Origin of the sequence: Mycobacterium liflandii (assembly GCF_022354805.1) — a bacterium.
In the GTDB taxonomy this organism is placed as follows: Bacteria; Actinomycetota; Actinomycetes; order Mycobacteriales; family Mycobacteriaceae; genus Mycobacterium; species Mycobacterium marinum.
On record NZ_CP023138.1, the window covers coordinates 5989468 to 6007754 of the forward strand.

An 18287-nucleotide genomic window follows, 5' to 3' on the forward strand; every position below is an offset into this window, starting at 1 on the left:
ATAACCTGAAAGGACCGACACCATGGCACGCACCGACGTCCTGGTCTCCGCCGACTGGGCTAAGAGCAATCTTGGAAACTCCGGGGCCGCCAACGTTGTCTTCGTCGAAGTCGACGAGGACGCCAGCGCATACGATGACGGCCACATCGCCGGTGCCATCAAGCTGGACTGGCGCACCGATCTGCAGGATCCGATCAAGCGCGACTTCGTCGACGCCCAGCAGTTCTCCAAACTGCTCTCCGACCGCGGCATCTCCAACGACGACACCGTGGTCCTCTACGGCGGCAACAACAACTGGTTGGCCGCGTACGCCTACTGGTACTTCAAGCTGTACGGACACCAGAACGTCAAGCTCCTCGACGGCGGCCGCAAGAAGTGGGAGCTCGATGGGCGCCCCTTGTCCACCGCCGCCGTGAGCCGGCCGGCAACCTCCTACACCGCGGTGACACCGGACAATTCGATCCGGGCGTTCCGCGACGAGGTGATCGCGGCCATCCACGTCAAGAACCTGGTGGACGTGCGATCACCCGACGAATTCTCCGGCAAGATTCTCGCGCCCGCGCACCTGCCCCAGGAGCAGAGTCAGCGGCCCGGCCACGTTCCCGGCGCCATCAACGTGCCCTGGAGCAGGACCGCCAACGAGGACGGCACCTTCAGAACCGATGAGCAGCTGGCCAAGCTCTACGCCGATGCCGGTCTCGACGGCGCCAAGGAAACCATTGCGTACTGCCGCATCGGGGAACGGTCCTCACACACCTGGTTCGTCTTACACGAACTGCTCGGGCACAAGAACGTAAAGAACTACGACGGCAGTTGGACGGAATACGGCTCCCTGGTGGGCGCCCCGATCGAGTTGGGAAATTGATATGTGCACTGCGCCCAAGCAAGGACTGACGTTGCCCGCCAGCGTCGACCTGGAAAAGGAAACGGTGATCACCGGTCGCGTCGTGGACCGCGACGGGCAGACCATCGGCGGCGCGTTCGTGCGGCTGCTGGACTCCTCCGACGAGTTCACCGCCGAGGTCGTGGCATCGGCGACCGGCGACTTCCGGTTTTTCGCCGCGCCGGGATCGTGGACCGTGCGCGCACTGTCCAAGGCCGGAAACGGTGACGCCGTGGTCAGACCGTCGGGGGCGGGCATCCACGAGGTGGATGTCAAGATCGCCTGAGGGTCCCCGGACCCTCCTACACTCGCCGACCCGCATGGCCGAATAGAATCATCGGCGTGGTGCTGTTCTACGAGATCTTGCTGGTCCTTGCGACCGTGGTCATCTCCTGGTTCGCGCTTTATGCGCTGTATCGGCTTATCACTGACGAGTCGTGACGTCTGACGCGAGCCAGGACGGACCGGATGCAGTAGCGGGCTCGGGTGATCGCGCCGTCGCCGCTGCGGCGGAACGCGCCAAGTTGACCGCCGCCCGCAATATCCCCACGTTCGACGACCTACCGCTACCCGCCGACACCGCAAACCTGCGCCACGGCGCCAACCTGCACGACGCGCTGCTGGCGCTGCTGCCGCTGGTCGGAGTGTGGCGTGGTGAGGGCGAGGGTCGCGGACCCCACGGCGACTACCGGTTCGGCCAGCAGATCGTGGTTTCCCACGATGGTGGCGACTATCTGAATTGGGAAGCCCGGTCATGGCGCCTCGACGAGGACGGGCAGTACGAGGAGCCGGGCCTGCGTGAGACCGGCTTCTGGCGCTTCGTCAGCGACCCCGAGGACGATCCGAGCGAATCGCAGGCCATCGAGCTGCTGTTGGCGCATTCGGCCGGTTACGTGGAACTGTTCTACGGCCGCCCGCTCACCCAGTCATCTTGGGAGCTGGTCACCGACGCGCTCGCCCGAAGCCGGTCCGGAGTGCTGGTCGGCGGCGCCAAGCGGCTCTACGGCATCATCGAAGGCGGCGACCTCGCCTATGTCGAGGAACGAGTGGACGCCGACGGCGGCTTGGTGCCGCACCTTTCGGCCCGCCTGTCGCGCTACGCCGGCTAGTAGCGCCCGGCGCCGGCCCGGCAAAACCAACCCCCACCTCTAGTTTCTTATTGCCTTTCGCCGACGGTTCTGCGTGTACTTGTTCCACGTTTCAAGCAGCCGCTCAGCCGCGAAGGGAGCCGGCCGATGTTGCGCAGCAGGAAAGCCGCGCCGCTGGCACGTTGGGTCCTCTCGCTGGTCGGTCTGCTCCTGATCGGCTATCTGGCCGCCGTCGCGTTACAGCCCGCCATCCTGGACCAGCTGCCGAGTCCGGTGAGCTGGTTCGGCCGGCCGGGATCGATGGCGACCATCGCAATCGTGGTGGGTGTGCTGGGCGCGGTCAGCGTGCTGACCTTCCGGTCCAGTGCCAGCCACCGGCTGGTGGGGGTGTCGTTCACCGTCATCGCGCTGCTCGTTTCGGCAAGCGCCGTGCTGGGACTCAGCGCGTATTGGAGCTGCCACGACGACAACCATCCGGCCGTCTTCACCCCGCTGATGTGGACCGCCCAATTGGTCAAAGGCGGTGTCGGTGATACCTCGCTGAGCGGACGCACCTGCCCCAATCCCACCCCGGTCGCACTCGAATTGGCCCGGTTCGCCGCACTCTCGGCGATCTTTACCGGCCTGGGCGGTGTGGTGGTCGGCATCTTCCGCTCCCGGGTGGACCGGTTGCGGGCCAACCTCGCCGATTCGGTCACCGTGATCGTGGGGGGCGACGACGACACCCAACCCATGCTCAGCGGTGTGGCGCGGGCGCTGGACCGTCACGGCACCCTGGTGCTGATCACCAACGCCGACAACGAACACGTGCAACGGGCTCGCCGGCAGGGCGCCCGCGTCGTGCTGGTGGACTTCAACGCGCCGTCCTCGCTGGCTTCGTTGCGCCTGTGGCGCCACCTGGGGCGGCTTTGTCTGATGTCGCCCGACCCGTCGACCAACCTGCTCTGGCTCGATGTGATCGGTCGCCGAGTCGCCCAGCTTGGCAACAAGCAACGGTTGCCGCTCATCGTGCGTATCGATGACCCGTGGCTGGCCGAATCCTGGCGCGCCAAGCAATTCGGCGGATCCGACACCCGTTGGGCGGCCGATGTGGTCGGCAAGTACGAGGTGACGGCCAGCCGGCTGCTCGACGGGGTCATGGCGACCGGCCGGATCACGCGCGTATTCGTCTGCGGCTCTTCACAGTTGACCCTGGCGCTGTGCGCCGAGCTGACCCGCCGCGCCCTGGAGCGTGACTTCTACACCGCACCCGGCGCGCCCCCGCTGCCAGCGCTTACCCTGGTCGAGACGGACGCCGAAGATTACGTGCGCGATCACGAGTTTTACCGTCAGCAAGCCGGATTCGGGTCATCGACCGGACCGGCAGTCACTGCGGTTTCGGAGGCGCCGACGGTGCCGACCATGTGGCGGTTGATCTCCGACGCCGACCCCACCAACTGCGGGGTGATTCTGGCCGGTCCCGACGCCGCGACCCGCGGGACCAGGCTGGCCGCCCGCTTTCCCGAGATGCCCGTGTACGCCTCGGACCTCGGCACCAACATCACCGACGACTCGATCCAGGTGGTCGGATTGCTGCAGTCCTACTCCCTGGTGCTCGACACCCGGGAGGGAAGGATCCAAGACGTTTGGGACCGGGCGGCACGGCTGATCCATGAACGCAAGGTCGCGGGGATCGGCCCGACGAAATCGCGCTCACCCGCCACGATGCCGTGGGCCGAGCTCAACGAGTTCTATCGTGGGTCCACCCGGCGCCGGGTACGCAACGCGTTGTGGATGGTCAAACAGATCGCCGGACATACCTGGAACACCTGGGGCAACCCGGCCAAACCACTGTCCAGCCAAGAGATGGCCGAATCACCGCCACTGGAACAGCTTTCGCTGATGGGCTTTGACCGCCATGCGGCGCTGAGCATGGCGCGGGCAGAGCACGAAGACTGGTGTCGTTACTACCGCCGCAACGGCTGGAGCTACGGCCCCACCCGCGACGACGCCCGCAAGCTCCACGACAGGCTCGTCGACTGGGCGGTCGTCGAAGGCGATCGGGATCTGCTCAACGCCGCGTTGGGCAGCTTGGCGGACACCCTGTGGAGCCTGCGCCGGCTCGGCTACCGGTCGCGTCCGCTGTGGCGACCGTTTATCCGGGTCGGAACCGTCAGCGCGCAACAACGAAACGCGCCCTGGGCATGGACGTCGGATTCGGGGCGCACCAGGCACGCCGACCCCGGCGACTGGGCCGTTGCGGCGGATGGGAAGACGTGGTCGGTGCGAGACGATGTTTTCCGGGCCAGCTACGAACAAAATGGCGACGGACAGTGGCGTCGCAAGGGGCCGGTGCAAGCCCGCCCGGCGCACGCCGGGGAGGCGATCAGCACCCCGGAAGGTCCGGCTACCGCGGCCGACGGCGACTGGGTGGTGCGCGACGGCGACGGCGAACAGTGGCCGGTTCCCGGCGACGAGTTCGCACGTCGGTACCGCGAGTTCGATCCGGCGGCGCGGGCCGGCGAGCGCGGATAGCTCGGCAACTCGAGGGGTTGGGTTTCCGCGGAAATGGAGCGGCCCCCGAGCGAAGTTCCGGTTGGACAGACCGAAAGCTCGGGGGCCGGGTGGCTACGGGGGATTCGCCAGCGCGCGTAACGCCAGCTCTTCCGAGCCAATGCAGCTAGCGCGTAGCCACCTCACATGTCCATGAAGTACTCAATTCGCGGACCACCTCCTTCCCTGTGTACGGCCGACCGTACCCCCGCATCGGCGTGCCCACAACAGATTTTCTGGGTTCAGCGGTCGCTGACGACGGCGGCGTCAACCAGTTCGGAGAATGCCTCGGAGATCGGGGAACGGGGCAACCGCCGACCGTTGAGGGTGTGCACGCGGGCGGCCAGGGTCATGCTCGACACCAACCAAATTCCGTGTGCGTCAGCGAGATCGTTGACGCGTAGTGCCCGATAGTCGCAGTCGTAGCCCTTGGCGCGGGCGACTTCAAACAGCGCCTGTTGCGTGGTGCCGCGCAGGATCGGGTACCACGGCGGGGGTGTGAGCAGGCACGGATTTGCGCCGGCCCCGCCGTCGCAGTCGGTGGCGATGACCACCGTCGAGCGCGGCCCCTCCAGGACGTAACCGTCCGAACTGACGAAGATGACGTCTCCGGCGCCCTGGTTGGCCGCATGACGCAGCGCAGCCATGTTGACCGCGTAGGACAGCGTCTTCGCCCCGGCCAGCAGCCAGGGCATCGCGTCGGCGCCGACGGCCGGCAGTCCGCGGTCCAGCGCGATCGCGGCGACGCCGGCGCGCCGGACCGCCGCAACGCGCTCGGGTACGGGGTTGACCATCACGTACGCGGTGGGCGCCGAACCGCTCTCCCGGCCGCGGCTGTAGATCAGGCGCAGCGATCCCTCGGCACCGGTGGATGCCACCCAGCGCCGGGCCGCCACGTCGATCGCGTGCCGCCAGCGCGCGAGATCGGGTGCGGGCAGATCCATCAATCGAGCCGAGGTGGTCAGGCGTTGTAGATGCGGCTCGACCAGACACGGCGCACCGTCGCGCACCAGCAGGGTCTCGAACACGCCGTCGCCCCGGACCGCCGCAAGATCATCGGCGTGCAGTAACGGGGTCCCGGGCTCGGGAATCTCCCCATCAAGCGTGACGACAACACCGGTCTGCCCTGTCATGTCCCAGCAGCCTAGTGGCCCGCGGCGGGCGTACTCGCGGCAGTGCCTGACGCCAGCGGACGGCCCGCCAATCGCGTCTACCCCACCCCGGGTGGGGTGGAGTACGCTGGAATCGTGCGGAACTGGTACCGGCCATGAGCCACGAGCTGACCGACAAGAAACGTGCGGCGCTGAACCGGCTGAAGACGGCTCGAGGGCACCTCGACGGGATCATTCGGATGCTGGAATCCGATGCCTACTGCGTGGACGTCATGAAGCAGCTCTCCGCGGTTCAGTCCTCGCTGGAGCGGGCAAATCGGGTGATGCTGCACAACCACCTGGAGACCTGCTTTTCCGCGGCGGTGCTTGATGGGCGCGGCCAGGCGGCCATTGACGAACTGATCGACGCGGTGAAGTTCACGCCCGCCCTGACTGGCCCACAGGCGCAGCTGGGCGGCGCCGTGGTCTGCGAACCCCCTGGCGACCAACCGGCACAGAGCCCGGCATGACGATCCGCGAAGGGATCGCCGCGGTTCGCACCTAGCTGTGGCGGCCAGGCCCGGCGCCTGTCCGCAACTTGTGACGAGGCAAGAAGTGAAGGGAGCGCGAGATGACGCTGTGGCATGGACTGTGGACGAAGGCGGTGCCCTCGGTGGTGACCGGCGTGGTGGGTGTCGCGACCTACGAAGCGCTGGCGAAAGCTCCGTGGCGGTCGGCAACGGTGACGGCGACGGCCTGGGGCCTGCGGACCGCGCGTACCACCGAACGCAGGACCAAACAGGCAACCGAGCGGGTTCGCCTGGCGGCTGCCGATGTGCTGGCCGAAGCGGTCGAGCGGGTGGGCGCCGAAGTTGCGCCACCACCGGCCAAGGACACACCGCCGAGCATCGTCACCAAGGCCAACAATGCTTGCCACTGAGCTGGCCTGCGCCGCCGATGCCACGGTCACCGTGGTGTCCGCGGCGGCCGGACGGATGCGGGTGCATGCCAATGGGTTTGCGATCGACGCCACCCGGGCTGCCGCGATCGAGGAGTCGGTGGGCAGGGTCGGCGGTGTGCGTGCGGTGCGCGCCTATCCGCGAACGGCATCGGTGGTGATCTGGTACTCACCCGCCCACTGCGACACCGCCGCCATCGTGTCGGCGATCGCCGAGGCCGAGCACGCGGGTGACGCATCGGCGCCCGCGCCCGCGCCCGCCGCCCGTGCGGCCGGCATCGCCGACGGCGGCGTCGTGGGCAGGGTCATCGGCGGGCTGGCACGAGCGCTGCTGGGCATGCGCACCGACGACAACGACGACGACCCCCCGCCGGAGATCGCGCGACTGCGCGCGGCGTTGGATCGCATCGGCTACTCGCCGGAGCAGGACACCGCGACTCAGCTGTCGCCGAGCGAGCAGGCCCGGAGCGGAATTCGCTTCTGGTCGCGGCGGGCCTGGTTGGCGTGGCCGTTGGGTCTGCTGGCCTCTGGCTTGACGATGTTCTTCGGCGCATACCCGTGGGCGGGATGGCTGGCGTTCGCCGCGACCATACCCGTGCAATTCATCGCCGGGTGGCCGTTACTGGTGGGGGCGGTGCAGCAAGCGCGGGCCCGCTCGGCGAACATGAACACGCTGATTTCGTTGGGCACGCTGACCGCGTTCATCTACTCCACCTATCAGCTGTTCGCCGGTGGCCCGCTGTTCTTTGACACCGCGGCGCTGATCATCGCGTTCGTCGTGTTGGGCCGCTATTTCGAGGCCACCGCCCACGGCAAGACCCGGGAGGCGATCAGCAAGCTGCTCGAGATGGGCGCCAAAGAGGCCCGGCTGATCGTGGACGGCGAGGAACACCTCGTGCCGGTTGACCGGGTGCAAGTCGGAGACCTGGTGCGGGTCCGGCCCGGGGAGAAGATCCCGGTCGACGGAGAGGTGATCGACGGGCGGGCAGCCGTCGACGAGTCGATGCTGACCGGCGAATCCGTTCCGGTCGAAAAGGGAGTCGGCGACCGGGTTGCCGGCGCCACCGTCAACACCGATGGGCTGCTGACCGTGCGCGCCACCGCTGTCGGCGCCGATACCGCGCTCGCGCAGATTGTGCGCTTGGTCGAGGAGGCGCAAGGCGGCAAGGCCCCCGTGCAGCGGTTGGCCGATCGGGTCTCGGCGGTGTTCGTGCCGGTGGTCGTCGGCATTGCCGCCGCAACCTTTGCCGGGTGGACGCTGCTCGCCGCCAACCCGGTGGCCGGCACGACCGCGGCCGTCTCGGTGCTGATCATCGCCTGTCCGTGCGCACTGGGCCTGGCCACGCCCACGGCGATCATTGTCGGCACCGGCCGGGGTGCGGACATGGGGATCCTGGTCAAAGGCGGCGAGGTCCTGGAGGCTTCGAAGAAGATCGACACCGTCGTGTTCGACAAGACCGGCACCCTCACCCGGGCCCAGATGGAGCTCACCGATGTCATCGCCGGAAAGCGGCGCCAACCGGATGCGGTGTTGCGCATCGCCGCCGCGGTGGAGTCGGGTTCCGAACACCCCATCGGGGCCGCGATCGTCGCCGGCGCACGTGAGCGGGAGTTGGAGGTTCCGCCCGCCACCGAGTTCACCAACCTGGCCGGGCATGGGGTCCGAGGCGAGGTTGGCGGTAAGTCCGTGCTGGTCGGGCGGCGCAAGCTGGTCGACGAGCAACACCTGCGGCTGCCCGAGCAGCTGGCCGCGGCGGCCGCGGACCTGGAAGAGCGCGACCGCACCGCGGTGTATGTCGGCCAGGATGGCCAGGTTGTGGGTGTGCTCGCGGTGGCCGACACGGTCAAGGACGACGCCGCCGACGTGGTCAGCCAGCTGCACGCCATGGGCCTGCAGGTCGCGCTGATCACCGGCGACAACGCCCGCACGGCCGCCGCGATCGCGGCTCAGGTGGGCATTGACCGGGTGCTCGCCGAGGTGTTGCCGGCGGACAAAGTCAACGAGGTTCGGCGACTGCAGGACGAGGGCCGCATTGTCGCGATGGTCGGTGACGGCGTCAACGACGCCCCCGCCCTGGTGCAGGCCGACCTGGGCATTGCCATCGGCACCGGCACCGATGTGGCCATTGAAGCCTCCGACATCACCCTGATGTCGGGGCGCCTCGACGGTGTCGTTTCAGCGATTGAGCTGTCGCGGCGCACACTGCGCACGATCTACCAGAACCTGGGCTGGGCTTTCGGCTACAACACCGCCGCGATCCCACTTGCCGCACTCGGCGTACTGAATCCCGTCGTGGCCCAGGGCTCCGGCGTTGTTGATTAGCAGGCTTGTGAGCTGGGTTGATGATCTTTGGTGCCGCGCTATTGGGGCCGGAGTGTAGGCACGGGCTATCTGGAGAACGATCGAGTTGGTTACTGTTCGTCGTTGGTCTGGAGTTGCCCGTGCCTACCGTTTCAGTATTGCCTGTGTCGTCGGTTCCAGAGGTGTTCGACCGCTGGAGTCCTGGTGAGCGCAGCGAGCTCATCGGATCGGAGTTTCTCGATGTGTTGGCCTCGGTGCCAGACCCGAGGGACCCACGCGGTCGGAGGTATTCGCTGATGGCTTTGTTGGCGATCGCGGTTCTGGCCACTGCCGCGGGGATGCGCGGCTATGCTGGTTTTGCCACATGGGCGGCCACCGCTCCCGATGATGTGTTGGCCCAATTAGGGGTCCGGTTCCGGCGGCCCAGTGAGAAGACCTTCCGCGCTGTTTTGTCTCGGCTAGACCCCGCCGACCTCAACGCCAGGATGGGCAGTTACTTCACTGCACACGTGGCCAGCAGCGACCCCAGTGGATTGGTGCCGATCGCGTTGGACGGCAAGATGCTGCGTGGTGCCTTTACGCGCCAAAGCGACAGCCACGCATCTCGTGTCGGTGTTCGCCCACCGTGCCCGATTGGTGCTCGGTCAACTCGCTGTCGCCGAGAAAAGCAATGAAATTCCCTGCGTACGTGCCCTGCTCACGCTGCTGCCGGGTAGCTTGCGGTGGCTGGTCACCGTGGATGCGATGCATACCCAGGTCGTCACCGCGAAGTTGATCTGCGCCACCTTGAAGTCGCACTACCTGATGATCGTCAAGTCCAACCAAGCCAAAATACTTGCGCGTATCACCGCGCTGCCCTGGGCCGAGGTGCCCACAGCCGCTACCGACGACTCCCGCGACCACGGCCGTGTCGAGACCCGCACCCTGCAAATCATCACCGCTGCACGAGGAATCGGCTTCCCCTACGCAAAACAAATCATCCGGATCACTCGTGAACGCTTGATCACCGCCACCGACCAGCGCAGCGTGGAGGTGGTCTATGCCATCTGCAGCCTGCCGTTCGAGCACGCCCGCCCTACCGCGATCATGACCTGGATGCGTCAACACTGGGGAATCGAGAACAGCCTGCACTGGATACGCGACGTCACCTTCGACGAAGACCGTCAAAGGGCACATACCGGAAACGGCGCACAGGTCCTAGCAACGCTACGCAACACCGCGATCAATCTGCACCGCCTCAACGGCGCCGACAACATCGCCGAAGCCTGCCGGATCACCGCTTTGACCGCCAACCGCCGCCTAGACCTCCTCAATCCACAATTCCCAAGCTCACAAGCCTGCTAATCAACAACGCCGGAGCCCTGCGTCGTGGCCGGCGCCGCAATGGGGTTGTCCTCGGTCAGCGTGGTGACTAATTCGCTGCGGTTGCGCCGCTTCGGCCGCGACGTGTGACGGCGACTTGCATCCCCACCGATCCCGAATCAACGCATGATTCACGACCTGCCCCTGCGTTGGGTGGTGACCGTGTTGTTCGCGCTGTCCGCGGCCGAATGCGGCCTGCCGATCATCACCGTGCGCCGGCCGTGGACGCTGGTCGTCGGTCATGGGCTGCACTTCGCGATGGCCGTTGCGATGGCAACCATGGCCTGGCCCTGGGCCACCCGGCTGCCGACCACGGGGCCTGTCGCGTTTTTCCTGCTGGCAACCGTGTGGTTCGCGGTGATGGCACTGCGCGCAGCCCCAACGACTGCGGTACGGGTGCGGTATGGCTATCACGCGATCATGATGCTGGCGACAGCCTGGATGTATGCCGTCATGTCAATGCCGGGCACAGCCATGACCGCGATGAACATGCCGGCTACCAGCGGGGCACCGCTCTGGTTCAGCGCGGCCAATTGGCTGGGCACCGTCGGCTTCGCGGGCGCGGGGGCGTTCTGGATATTGCGGCGCCTGTTCGACCGGCGGCAATGCGCGCCACGGTACAGCTGGCTGGGCGACTCGGTTCAGGCGATGATGGCCGGCGGGATGGCTGTCTTGTTCTTGGCCATGCTTTTTCCGATCTAGGCCGCTCCGTAGAGTTGTGGTGTGTCCGCAGTTCCCGCTCCTGATCCTGGTCCCGACGCCGGCGCAATCTGGCACTACGGCGATCCGCTCGGCGAACAGCGCGCCGCCGAAACCGGCGCCGTGCTGGTGGACCGCTCGCATCGAGCCGTGCTCACCCTCACCGGAAAAGACCGCCAGAGCTGGCTGCACAACATCTCCACGCAGCACGTCAGAGAGCTACCCGAGGGGGCCAGCACCCAGAATCTGAGCCTGGACGGGCAGGGCCGAGTCGAAGACCACTGGGTCCAGACCGAGTTGGGCGCAACCACCTATCTGGATACCGAACCCTGGCGCGGCGAACCACTGTTGAACTACCTGCGCAAGATGGTGTTCTGGGCGGAGGTGACCCCCGACACCGCAGACCTGGCGGTGCTGTCGTTGATCGGGCCGCAGTTGTCCGACCAAGCGGTGCTCGACGCACTCGGTCTCGATGCGCTGCCCGCGGACCTGATGGCGGTCCCGTTGCCGGGCGGCGGCTTCGCCCGCCGGATGCCATCGAGCGCCGGCCAGATCGAACTGGATCTGCTGGTACCGCGTGACGGCACCGCCGACTGGAAGCACCGCCTGACGCAGGCGGGGGTCCGACCGGCCGGCATCTGGACCTACGAGGCGCATCGGGTGGCGGCCAAGCGCCCGCGGCTGGGCGTCGACACCGATGAACGCACGATTCCCCATGAGGTCGGCTGGATCGGTGGCCCCGGCATCGGGGCCGTGCACCTGGACAAGGGCTGCTATCGGGGCCAGGAGACGGTCGCGCGGGTACACAACCTGGGTAAACCGCCCAGGATGCTGGTCCTGCTCCATCTGGACGGTTCCACGGACCGACCGTCCACCGGCGACTCGGTGTTAGCCGGCGGGCGTTCGGTAGGACGGGTGGGAACGGTGGTCGATCACGTGGACCTCGGACCGGTTGCCTTGGCCTTGGCCAAGCGGGGGCTGCCCGCCGACACCGCGCTGATGACCGGCGCCGAAGCCACCATCCCGGCATTGATCGATGCGCAGTCTCTGCCACCGGCGGACGAAGTGGGCGCCGGAAGGCTGGCTCTGGACCGATTACGGGGCAGTGCGCGATGATTCCCTGTGACGTCCGCCATTCTGGCCGGGCCCGCTGGCAGGGTGCCCCACGCGCGCTCGCGCGGCACGGTAAGCTGTCCGCAGGACAATAACGACACTAAGAGATCGGAGCCGCCTACTTGTTAGGCCGCTCCGTTATTTCGCGAGGGGGTTCCCCCATGGGCCGCGGCCGGGCTAAGGCAAAGCAGACCAAGGTTGCTCGAGAACTGAAATACAGCTCCCCGCAGACCGACTTCCAGCGGCTTCAGCGCGAGCTGTCGGGTGCAAGTCCCGACACATCCGACCAAGTGGACGACACCGAAGACTCGTGGGACGACGAGGAGAGCTGGCGCCGCTAGGCGCACAGGTCGGTTTCCCGCTGACATTCCAACCCTAGGGTTCGGTCGCCACCGGCTACGCCGGTGGCGACTCCGCCCTAGGGCTTGTGGTTTCTAGAATCGCGGGTGCTGGCCCACCAGCGTGGCACGTGGACCCTCTTTGCCACCCTTGCAGACGGTGCCCAGCACCCAGCAGTCCAGGTGGCGCGCGGTCAGTATGGCCAGCGCCCGGTCGGTGTCTTCAGGGGCTACCACGGCGATCATGCCGACGCCCATGTTGAAGGTCTTTTCCATCTCCTCGCGCACCACCCGGCCGCGCTGGGCAATCATCGCGAACACCGGCGCGGGTGTCCAGGTGCCGCGGTCGATCTCGGCGACCAGCCCATGCGGGATTACCCGCTCCAGGTTGCCGGCCAACCCGCCACCCGTGACGTGACAGAACGTTCGGACATGCGTCTCAGCGGTGAGCGCCAGACAGTCCTTGGCATAGATCCGGGTGGGCTCCAATAGCTCTTCACCCAACGTGCGGCCGAACTCCTCCACATAACCGGCCAGATTCATCCGGTCGATCTCCAGCAGGACGTTGCGGGCCAGCGAGTAACCGTTGGAATGCAGCCCCGACGAGCCCATCGCGATAATGACGTCGCCGGGTTTGACGCGTTCCGGCCCCAGCACATTGTCGGCTTCGACCACACCCACCCCGGTGGCCGAGATGTCGTAATGGTCGGGTGCCATCAGCCCGGGATGTTCAGCGGTCTCACCCCCCAGCAGGGCGCAGCCAGCGCGCACACAACCCTCAGCGATGCCGCTGACGATCGCGCTGACCCGTTCCGGCACGGTCCGGCCGACCGCGATGTAGTCCTGCAGGAACAGTGGCTCCGCGCCACACACCACCAGGTCGTCGACCACCATCGCGACCAGGTCAAGACCGACAGTGTCGTGCTTGTCCATCGCCTGCGCGACCGCCAGCTTGGTGCCGACCCCGTCGGTGGAGGCGGCCAGCACCGGTTCGCGGTAGTCGTTGCGCAGGGTGAACAATCCGGCAAATCCGCCGAGCCCGCCACGCACCTCGGGTCTGGTGGCCCGGGTTGCCAACGGCTTGAACAACTCCACGGCTCGGTCGCCGGCTTCGATGTCCACACCTGCCGCCGCGTACGTGACGCCTTGGCTGGCTGGGCCTCTTCCGGAGCTTTCTGGACTTTTTTCGGGATCCGTCATCGCGATAAAGGCTACCGGGCGGCGCTCACCGCCGGTATCGGCAACTCTCGCGCCGCGCACATCTCAGTGCCCGATGGGTACTTCGTCGGTCGCAACGTCGCCCAGCTCGGCTCCGCGCGCCGCGTTGGCGAGCATGTGCTCGATGACGTTCTTGCCCAGGGCGGTCTCGCCGGGCAGCTCGATCGGGTACTTGCCATCGAAACAGGCGGTGCACAGCCGGGAGATCGGTTGCTCGGTGGCCGCTACCAATCCCCGCAGCGAGATGTAGCCCAGCGTGTCGGCGTTGATCACGTGACGCACGGCTTCGAGCATCTCGTTTTCGTCCTCGACGGCGTTGGCGATCAGTTCGGCCGGCGAGGGGAAGTCGATGCCGTAGAAACAGGGCCACTTCACCGGCGGCGAGGCGATTCGCACATGCACTTCGACGGCACCGGCCTCACGCAACATCCGCACCAGGGCGCGCTGCGTGTTTCCCCGCACGATGGAGTCGTCCACGACGATCAGGCGCTTGCCGCGGATCACCTCCTTGAGCGGGTTGAGCTTCAACCGGATACCGAGCTGGCGGATCGTCTGTGACGGTTGGATGAACGTGCGCCCGACGTAGGCGTTCTTCATCAGCCCTTGTCCATAGGGGATGCCGGATTCCTGCGCATAGCCAACCGCGGCAGGGGTACCCGACTCCGGCACGCCGATCACCAAATCGGCCTCGACCCCGCGCTCCTGGGCCAGCCGACGACCGATCGCCACCCGGGCGGCGTGCACGGACCGGCCGTTGAGCATGCTGTCCGGGCGTGCCAGGTAGACGTACTCGAAGACGCAACCCTTGGGGGTGGGGTTGGCGAAGCGGGTGGACCGCACCCCGTCGGCATCGATTGCCAGCAGCTCGCCCGGTTCAATGTCACGCACGAACGACGCACCGACGATGTCGAGCGCGGCCGTTTCCGATGCCACCACCCAGCCGCGATCGAGCCGACCCAGCGACAACGGCCGCACCCCGTGCGGGTCGCGGCAGGCATACAGCGTGTTTTCGTCCATGAAGGTCAGGCAGAAGGCACCACGCACCGTCGGCAACAGCTCCAAGGCGGCCTGTTCCAGACTGGAATCGGCGGCGCCGTGGGCCAGCAGTGCGCCCAGGATGTCCGAGTCCGTCGTGGCGGGCGCCGAGGATCGGTTTCCGATCAGTCCCTCGTCCCGGGCGCGCGCCGCAAGGGCGGCCGCGTTGACGAGATTGCCGTTGTGACCCAATGCAACTCCGGTGCCCGCAGCGGTATTGCGGAAGACGGGCTGGGCGTTTTCCCAGGTCGTGTCGCCGGTGGTCGAGTACCGGCAGTGCCCGATGGCGACATGCCCTTGCATGGCTGCCAGCGTCTGCTCGTCGAACACCTGACTGACCAGGCCGAGGTCCTTGAAGACCAGCACTTGCGAGCCGTCGGCGACGGCAATGCCTGCCGCCTCCTGGCCGCGATGCTGCAGCGCGTAAAGGCCGTAGTAGCTGAGTTTGGCAACATCTTCGCCCGGGGCCCAGACCCCAAATACACCGCATTCTTCACGAGGCGCGTTGAAGTCTTCTTCGGACTGCTGTGCGGTCACGGTTTGGCGACTCCCTGGGGCGCGGTTGGTGACGAGTAAGAGTCTACGGCCACCATGGCCGTGGGGCCGAATCAAACCTGCGTTTTCCTTTTGGCCATCTTCCGCGTTGAACAATAATCACAGGCCAGGACATAAAATTCAGCCGAGATCAATCAGCGGTAGCCAGTGTCCGATTTCATCTGCCCGTGAGCCGGACAACGTCAACGCGCCGGTCGCCGTCGCCTCGGACAACCTCAACAGCCCCGTGGCCACCAATAACCACGTGCGCGGATCGGTTTCGACGACATTGGGCGGAGTGCCGCGGGTGTGTCTGGGCCCGGGAATGCACTGCACGGCGACAAAAGGTGGGATCCGGACTTCGACGGCCGCGCCGGGTGCCACCGCACCCAGCGTGCGCGCGGTGAGCCGAACCGCCGTTGCCAGCGCGGTGCGGCCCGGCGCTGGATGGGATTCGTCGCGCAGCCAGTCCGCAATCTCCAAGACAATCTGGCGGGTCTTTGCCGGATCGGTTCTATCGCGGGCGGCCATACCTTAGGGTCTCAGAATCATGGACCCGCGATCGCGGCCGCCCTACAAGATCATCGGTCTAGCGGCCCTGATGGTCTTGGTGTTCTTCGGTGCGATGTTGTACTGGCAGTTTCGTGGGACGTTCATCCCCAAGACCCGATTGACCATGATTGCTCCGCGGGCCAGTTTGGTGACCGATCCGGGCGCGAAGGTCACGTTCAACGGTGTGCAGATCGGCCGGGTGTCCAGCATCACCGAGATCACCCATGACGGCGCGCCAGCGGCCAGATTCGCGTTAGACGTCACGCCGAAGTACATCGGGTCAATTCCGGCCAATGTGTCGGAAACCATCAAGGCGACGACCGTTTTCGGCAACAAATATGTGTCCCTGACCTCGCCAACAGACCCGGCACCGCAACACATCACGCCGGCCAGCGTGATCTACGCGACCTCGGTGACCACGGAATTCAACACGCTGTTCGAGAATGTGACGGCGATCAGCGAGAAGGTCGACCCGGTCAAGCTCAACCTGACGCTGAGCGCGGCCGCGCAGGCCCTGAGCGGCCTGGGCGATCGGTTGGGCACCGCACTGGTCAACGGCAACGCCATCCTCGATGACGTGAACCCCCTGATGCCGCAGGTACACCGCGACATCAGGGGGCTGGCGGCGCTGGGTGACATCTATGCCGACGCCTCGGCGGACCTATGGGATGCCGTCAACTCCACGGTGACCGTCGCGCGCACGGTCAACCAGCGACGTAGCGATTTGGATGCGGCGTTACTGGCATCGGTCGGTTTGGCCAACAACGGCTCGGAGGTGTTCGAGCGGGGCGGCCCCTACCTGACCCGCGGCGCCGCCGATCTGGTGCCCACCGGCCAGCTGCTCGACGAGTACAGCCCGGAGATCTTCTGCACCATCCGCAACTACGACGAGGTCGCCCCCCGGATCCGCAACGCGCTGGGCTTCAACGGCTACTCGCTGGGAGCAGCCTCATCGGGCGCCATATCGGGTGCGCCGAATCCGTATATCTATCCAGAGAATCTGCCGCGGGTGAATGCGCGGGGCGGCCCCGGCGGGCGACCGGGGTGCTGGCAGACGATCACCCGCGACTTGTGGCCCGCTCCGTATCTGGTGATGGACGTCGGCGCGAACATGGCGCCCTACAACCATCTCGAGATCGGACAACCCCTGCTCAACGAATATGTCTGGGGACGTCAGTTCGGTGAGAACACCATTAACCCCTAATGTTGCGATCACCGAAACCCACCGTGCGAGAGACGAGCGATGAGACTTTGGCCTGTGCGGGTACTTGCTGCTGCGGCGATGCTGGGGCTGGCCGGTTGTAGCGGCGGCGGCGATCATTCGGGCACCGCTTCGACCAGCTCGACCGGGACTGCCTGCCGGACGATGGCCGCCGATCCCGGATGGTACGGCGACAATCGGGACCGGATCAACGAGATGATCGGCCGGCTCGGCAGCTGCGGCAAGTCCGGTTCGGTGGCAGACGGGGCTCCGGTGGCGTTGTTCGACTGGGACAACACCATGGTGCGAAACGACATCGGCAACGCGACATTGTTCTGGATGATCCGCAATTCCAAGGTGCGCCAGCCCGCGGCCGGCGACTGGACCAGCACCAGCCCGTATCTGACCCCGCCGGCGGCCGCGGCCCTGGCCGCGGCCTGTGGCGACCTCGCGGCGCCCGGCCAGCCCTTGCCGACCGGCTCCGAAACCGGATGCGCCGACGAGCTGATTTCGGTGTACACGAACGAAAAAACACGATCCGGGGCGGCCGCATTCGCCGGGTTCAACCATCGGCGCATGCAACCCGCCGATGCCTGGGCCGCGCAGTTATTGGCCGGCTGGACCGAGGCAGAGGTCACCGGATTTGTCACCGCGGCCCGGCAGGAGAACCTGGACGCGGCCGGGAATGCCGAACAGACGGTGGGCAGCACTCAACAGATCGCCTGGGTGCGTTACTACTCGCAGATGCGGGACCTGGTGGCGACCTTGCAGGCCAACGGATTCGATGTGCGGATCATCTCCGCATCAGCCGAGCCGGTGGTGCGGGTGTGGGCCGCGGACGTGGGTATCGCCGCCGACCATGTGATGGGTGTCCGCACCGAACACGACGGCGAGGTGCTCACGACGCGTCTGGCCCAGTGCGGCGGGGAGCCGTCAATCCCCTTCAACGAAGGCAAACGGTGCCGGGTCAACGAGCAGGTTTTCGGGGTTTCGGGGCCGGCCGCGTTCGACCAACTCCCCGAAGGGCGCCGCCAATCGTTCGCGGCCGGAGACTCCAACGGGGACGCCACGTGCCTCACCGACGCCACCGCGTTGCGCCTGGTGATCAACCGCAACAAGATCGAGCTGATGTGTCGCGCCTACGCGGACGCCGACGGGCGCTGGCTGGTCAATCCCATGTTCATCGACCCGCTCCCGGCACACCCGCCGTATCCCTGCGCGACCCAGGGGTTCGATGACCCGGACGGCAGCCCGGCGCCGCTGCGGCAACCCGACGGCAGCATCGTCGCCGACCAGCCGGACCGGGTGCACTGAAACAACGCCTCAACGAACCCGGCATCATAGGTCATGCCGGAAACGGCGAGGTGTCCTGCAGATGTCG

Annotated in this window: 16 protein-coding genes and 2 pseudogenes; 14 read left to right on the top strand and 4 right to left on the bottom strand. The window is 66.5% G+C overall.

What is annotated here, in order from left to right; genetic code table 11:
- Positions 1–22 precede the first annotated feature (22 nt).
- The 4 genes from CKW46_RS26740 to CKW46_RS26755 all read left to right on the top strand — a co-directional run bounded on the left by CKW46_RS26740 (position 23) and on the right by CKW46_RS26755 (position 4485).
- Positions 23–865 carry a sulfurtransferase gene (locus tag CKW46_RS26740; RefSeq protein WP_482052594.1) on the top strand — a complete coding sequence of 281 codons (843 nt, stop codon included), beginning with the start codon at positions 23–25 and terminating at the stop codon, positions 863–865.
- Between the two features lies 1 nt (position 866).
- Positions 867–1169: a DUF1416 domain-containing protein gene (locus CKW46_RS26745; protein WP_011738766.1), complete on the top strand. Its 303-nt coding sequence runs from the start codon at positions 867–869 to the stop codon at positions 1167–1169.
- Positions 1170–1320: 151 nt separating this feature from the next.
- Positions 1321–1992, top strand: a complete 672-nt coding sequence (locus tag CKW46_RS26750; RefSeq protein WP_012396402.1) for a heme-binding beta-barrel domain-containing protein — start codon at positions 1321–1323, stop codon at positions 1990–1992.
- 126 nt (positions 1993–2118) lie between these two features.
- Positions 2119–4485 carry a RyR domain-containing protein gene (locus CKW46_RS26755; RefSeq protein ID WP_482052595.1) on the top strand — a complete coding sequence of 789 codons (2367 nt, stop codon included), beginning with the start codon at positions 2119–2121 and terminating at the stop codon, positions 4483–4485.
- Between the two features lie 260 nt (positions 4486–4745).
- Here the strand turns inward: CKW46_RS26755 and CKW46_RS26760 are convergent, their stop codons facing one another.
- On the bottom strand, positions 4746–5636 hold the full coding sequence (locus CKW46_RS26760) for an aminodeoxychorismate lyase (RefSeq protein WP_482052596.1): 891 nt from the start codon (positions 5634–5636) through the stop codon (positions 4746–4748).
- Positions 5637–5770: 134 nt separating this feature from the next.
- On the opposite strand from CKW46_RS26760, the gene csoR reads away from it, so the two are divergent.
- From csoR to CKW46_RS26800, 8 genes and pseudogenes are all read left to right on the top strand, one after another.
- Positions 5771–6124 carry a copper-sensing transcriptional repressor CsoR gene (csoR, locus tag CKW46_RS26765; protein WP_015357274.1) on the top strand — a complete coding sequence of 118 codons (354 nt, stop codon included), beginning with the start codon at positions 5771–5773 and terminating at the stop codon, positions 6122–6124.
- A gap of 101 nt (positions 6125–6225) precedes the next feature.
- Positions 6226–6534: a DUF1490 family protein gene (locus tag CKW46_RS26770; protein ID WP_015357275.1), complete on the top strand. Its 309-nt coding sequence runs from the start codon at positions 6226–6228 to the stop codon at positions 6532–6534.
- Positions 6535–6589: 55 nt separating this feature from the next.
- Complete coding sequence (locus tag CKW46_RS26775) at positions 6590–8875, top strand: copper-translocating P-type ATPase (RefSeq protein ID WP_482053486.1); 2286 nt, start codon at positions 6590–6592, stop codon at positions 8873–8875.
- 119 nt (positions 8876–8994) lie between these two features.
- Positions 8995–10198, top strand: a pseudogene (locus CKW46_RS26780) (ISAs1-like element IS2404/ISMul1 family transposase).
- 21 nt (positions 10199–10219) lie between these two features.
- A pseudogene (locus tag CKW46_RS26785) lies at positions 10220–10306 on the top strand (hypothetical protein); the annotation flags it as partial.
- Between the two features lie 36 nt (positions 10307–10342).
- A complete protein-coding gene (locus tag CKW46_RS26790; protein WP_015357278.1) occupies positions 10343–10918 on the top strand; it encodes a DUF5134 domain-containing protein in 576 nt (191 codons plus the stop codon).
- Positions 10919–10939: 21 nt separating this feature from the next.
- Entirely contained in the window at positions 10940–12031 is a 1092-nt protein-coding gene (gene ygfZ, locus CKW46_RS26795; RefSeq protein WP_015357279.1) for a CAF17-like 4Fe-4S cluster assembly/insertion protein YgfZ, read from the top strand.
- 158 nt (positions 12032–12189) lie between these two features.
- Positions 12190–12369 carry a DUF3073 domain-containing protein gene (locus CKW46_RS26800; protein ID WP_011738758.1) on the top strand — a complete coding sequence of 60 codons (180 nt, stop codon included), beginning with the start codon at positions 12190–12192 and terminating at the stop codon, positions 12367–12369.
- Positions 12370–12462: 93 nt separating this feature from the next.
- On the opposite strand, the gene purM is transcribed toward CKW46_RS26800, so the two are convergent.
- The 3 genes from purM to CKW46_RS26815 all read right to left on the bottom strand — a co-directional run bounded on the left by purM (position 12463) and on the right by CKW46_RS26815 (position 15684).
- Entirely contained in the window at positions 12463–13566 is a 1104-nt protein-coding gene (purM, locus tag CKW46_RS26805) for a phosphoribosylformylglycinamidine cyclo-ligase (RefSeq protein ID WP_036427112.1), read from the bottom strand.
- A gap of 63 nt (positions 13567–13629) precedes the next feature.
- Positions 13630–15156, bottom strand: coding sequence for an amidophosphoribosyltransferase (purF, locus tag CKW46_RS26810; protein WP_015357281.1), 1527 nt, complete (start codon positions 15154–15156; stop codon positions 13630–13632).
- A gap of 138 nt (positions 15157–15294) precedes the next feature.
- A complete protein-coding gene (locus CKW46_RS26815; protein WP_012396412.1) occupies positions 15295–15684 on the bottom strand; it encodes a sterol carrier family protein in 390 nt (129 codons plus the stop codon).
- Between the two features lie 19 nt (positions 15685–15703).
- On the opposite strand from CKW46_RS26815, the gene CKW46_RS26820 reads away from it, so the two are divergent.
- Positions 15704–16909 carry an MCE family protein gene (locus tag CKW46_RS26820; protein WP_482052597.1) on the top strand — a complete coding sequence of 402 codons (1206 nt, stop codon included), beginning with the start codon at positions 15704–15706 and terminating at the stop codon, positions 16907–16909.
- Between the two features lie 39 nt (positions 16910–16948).
- The gene (locus tag CKW46_RS26825) at positions 16949–18220 is read left to right on the top strand and encodes an HAD family hydrolase (protein ID WP_240274340.1); all 1272 of its coding nucleotides are present in this window, start codon (positions 16949–16951) and stop codon (positions 18218–18220) included.
- Positions 18221–18287: the final 67 nt, after the last annotated feature.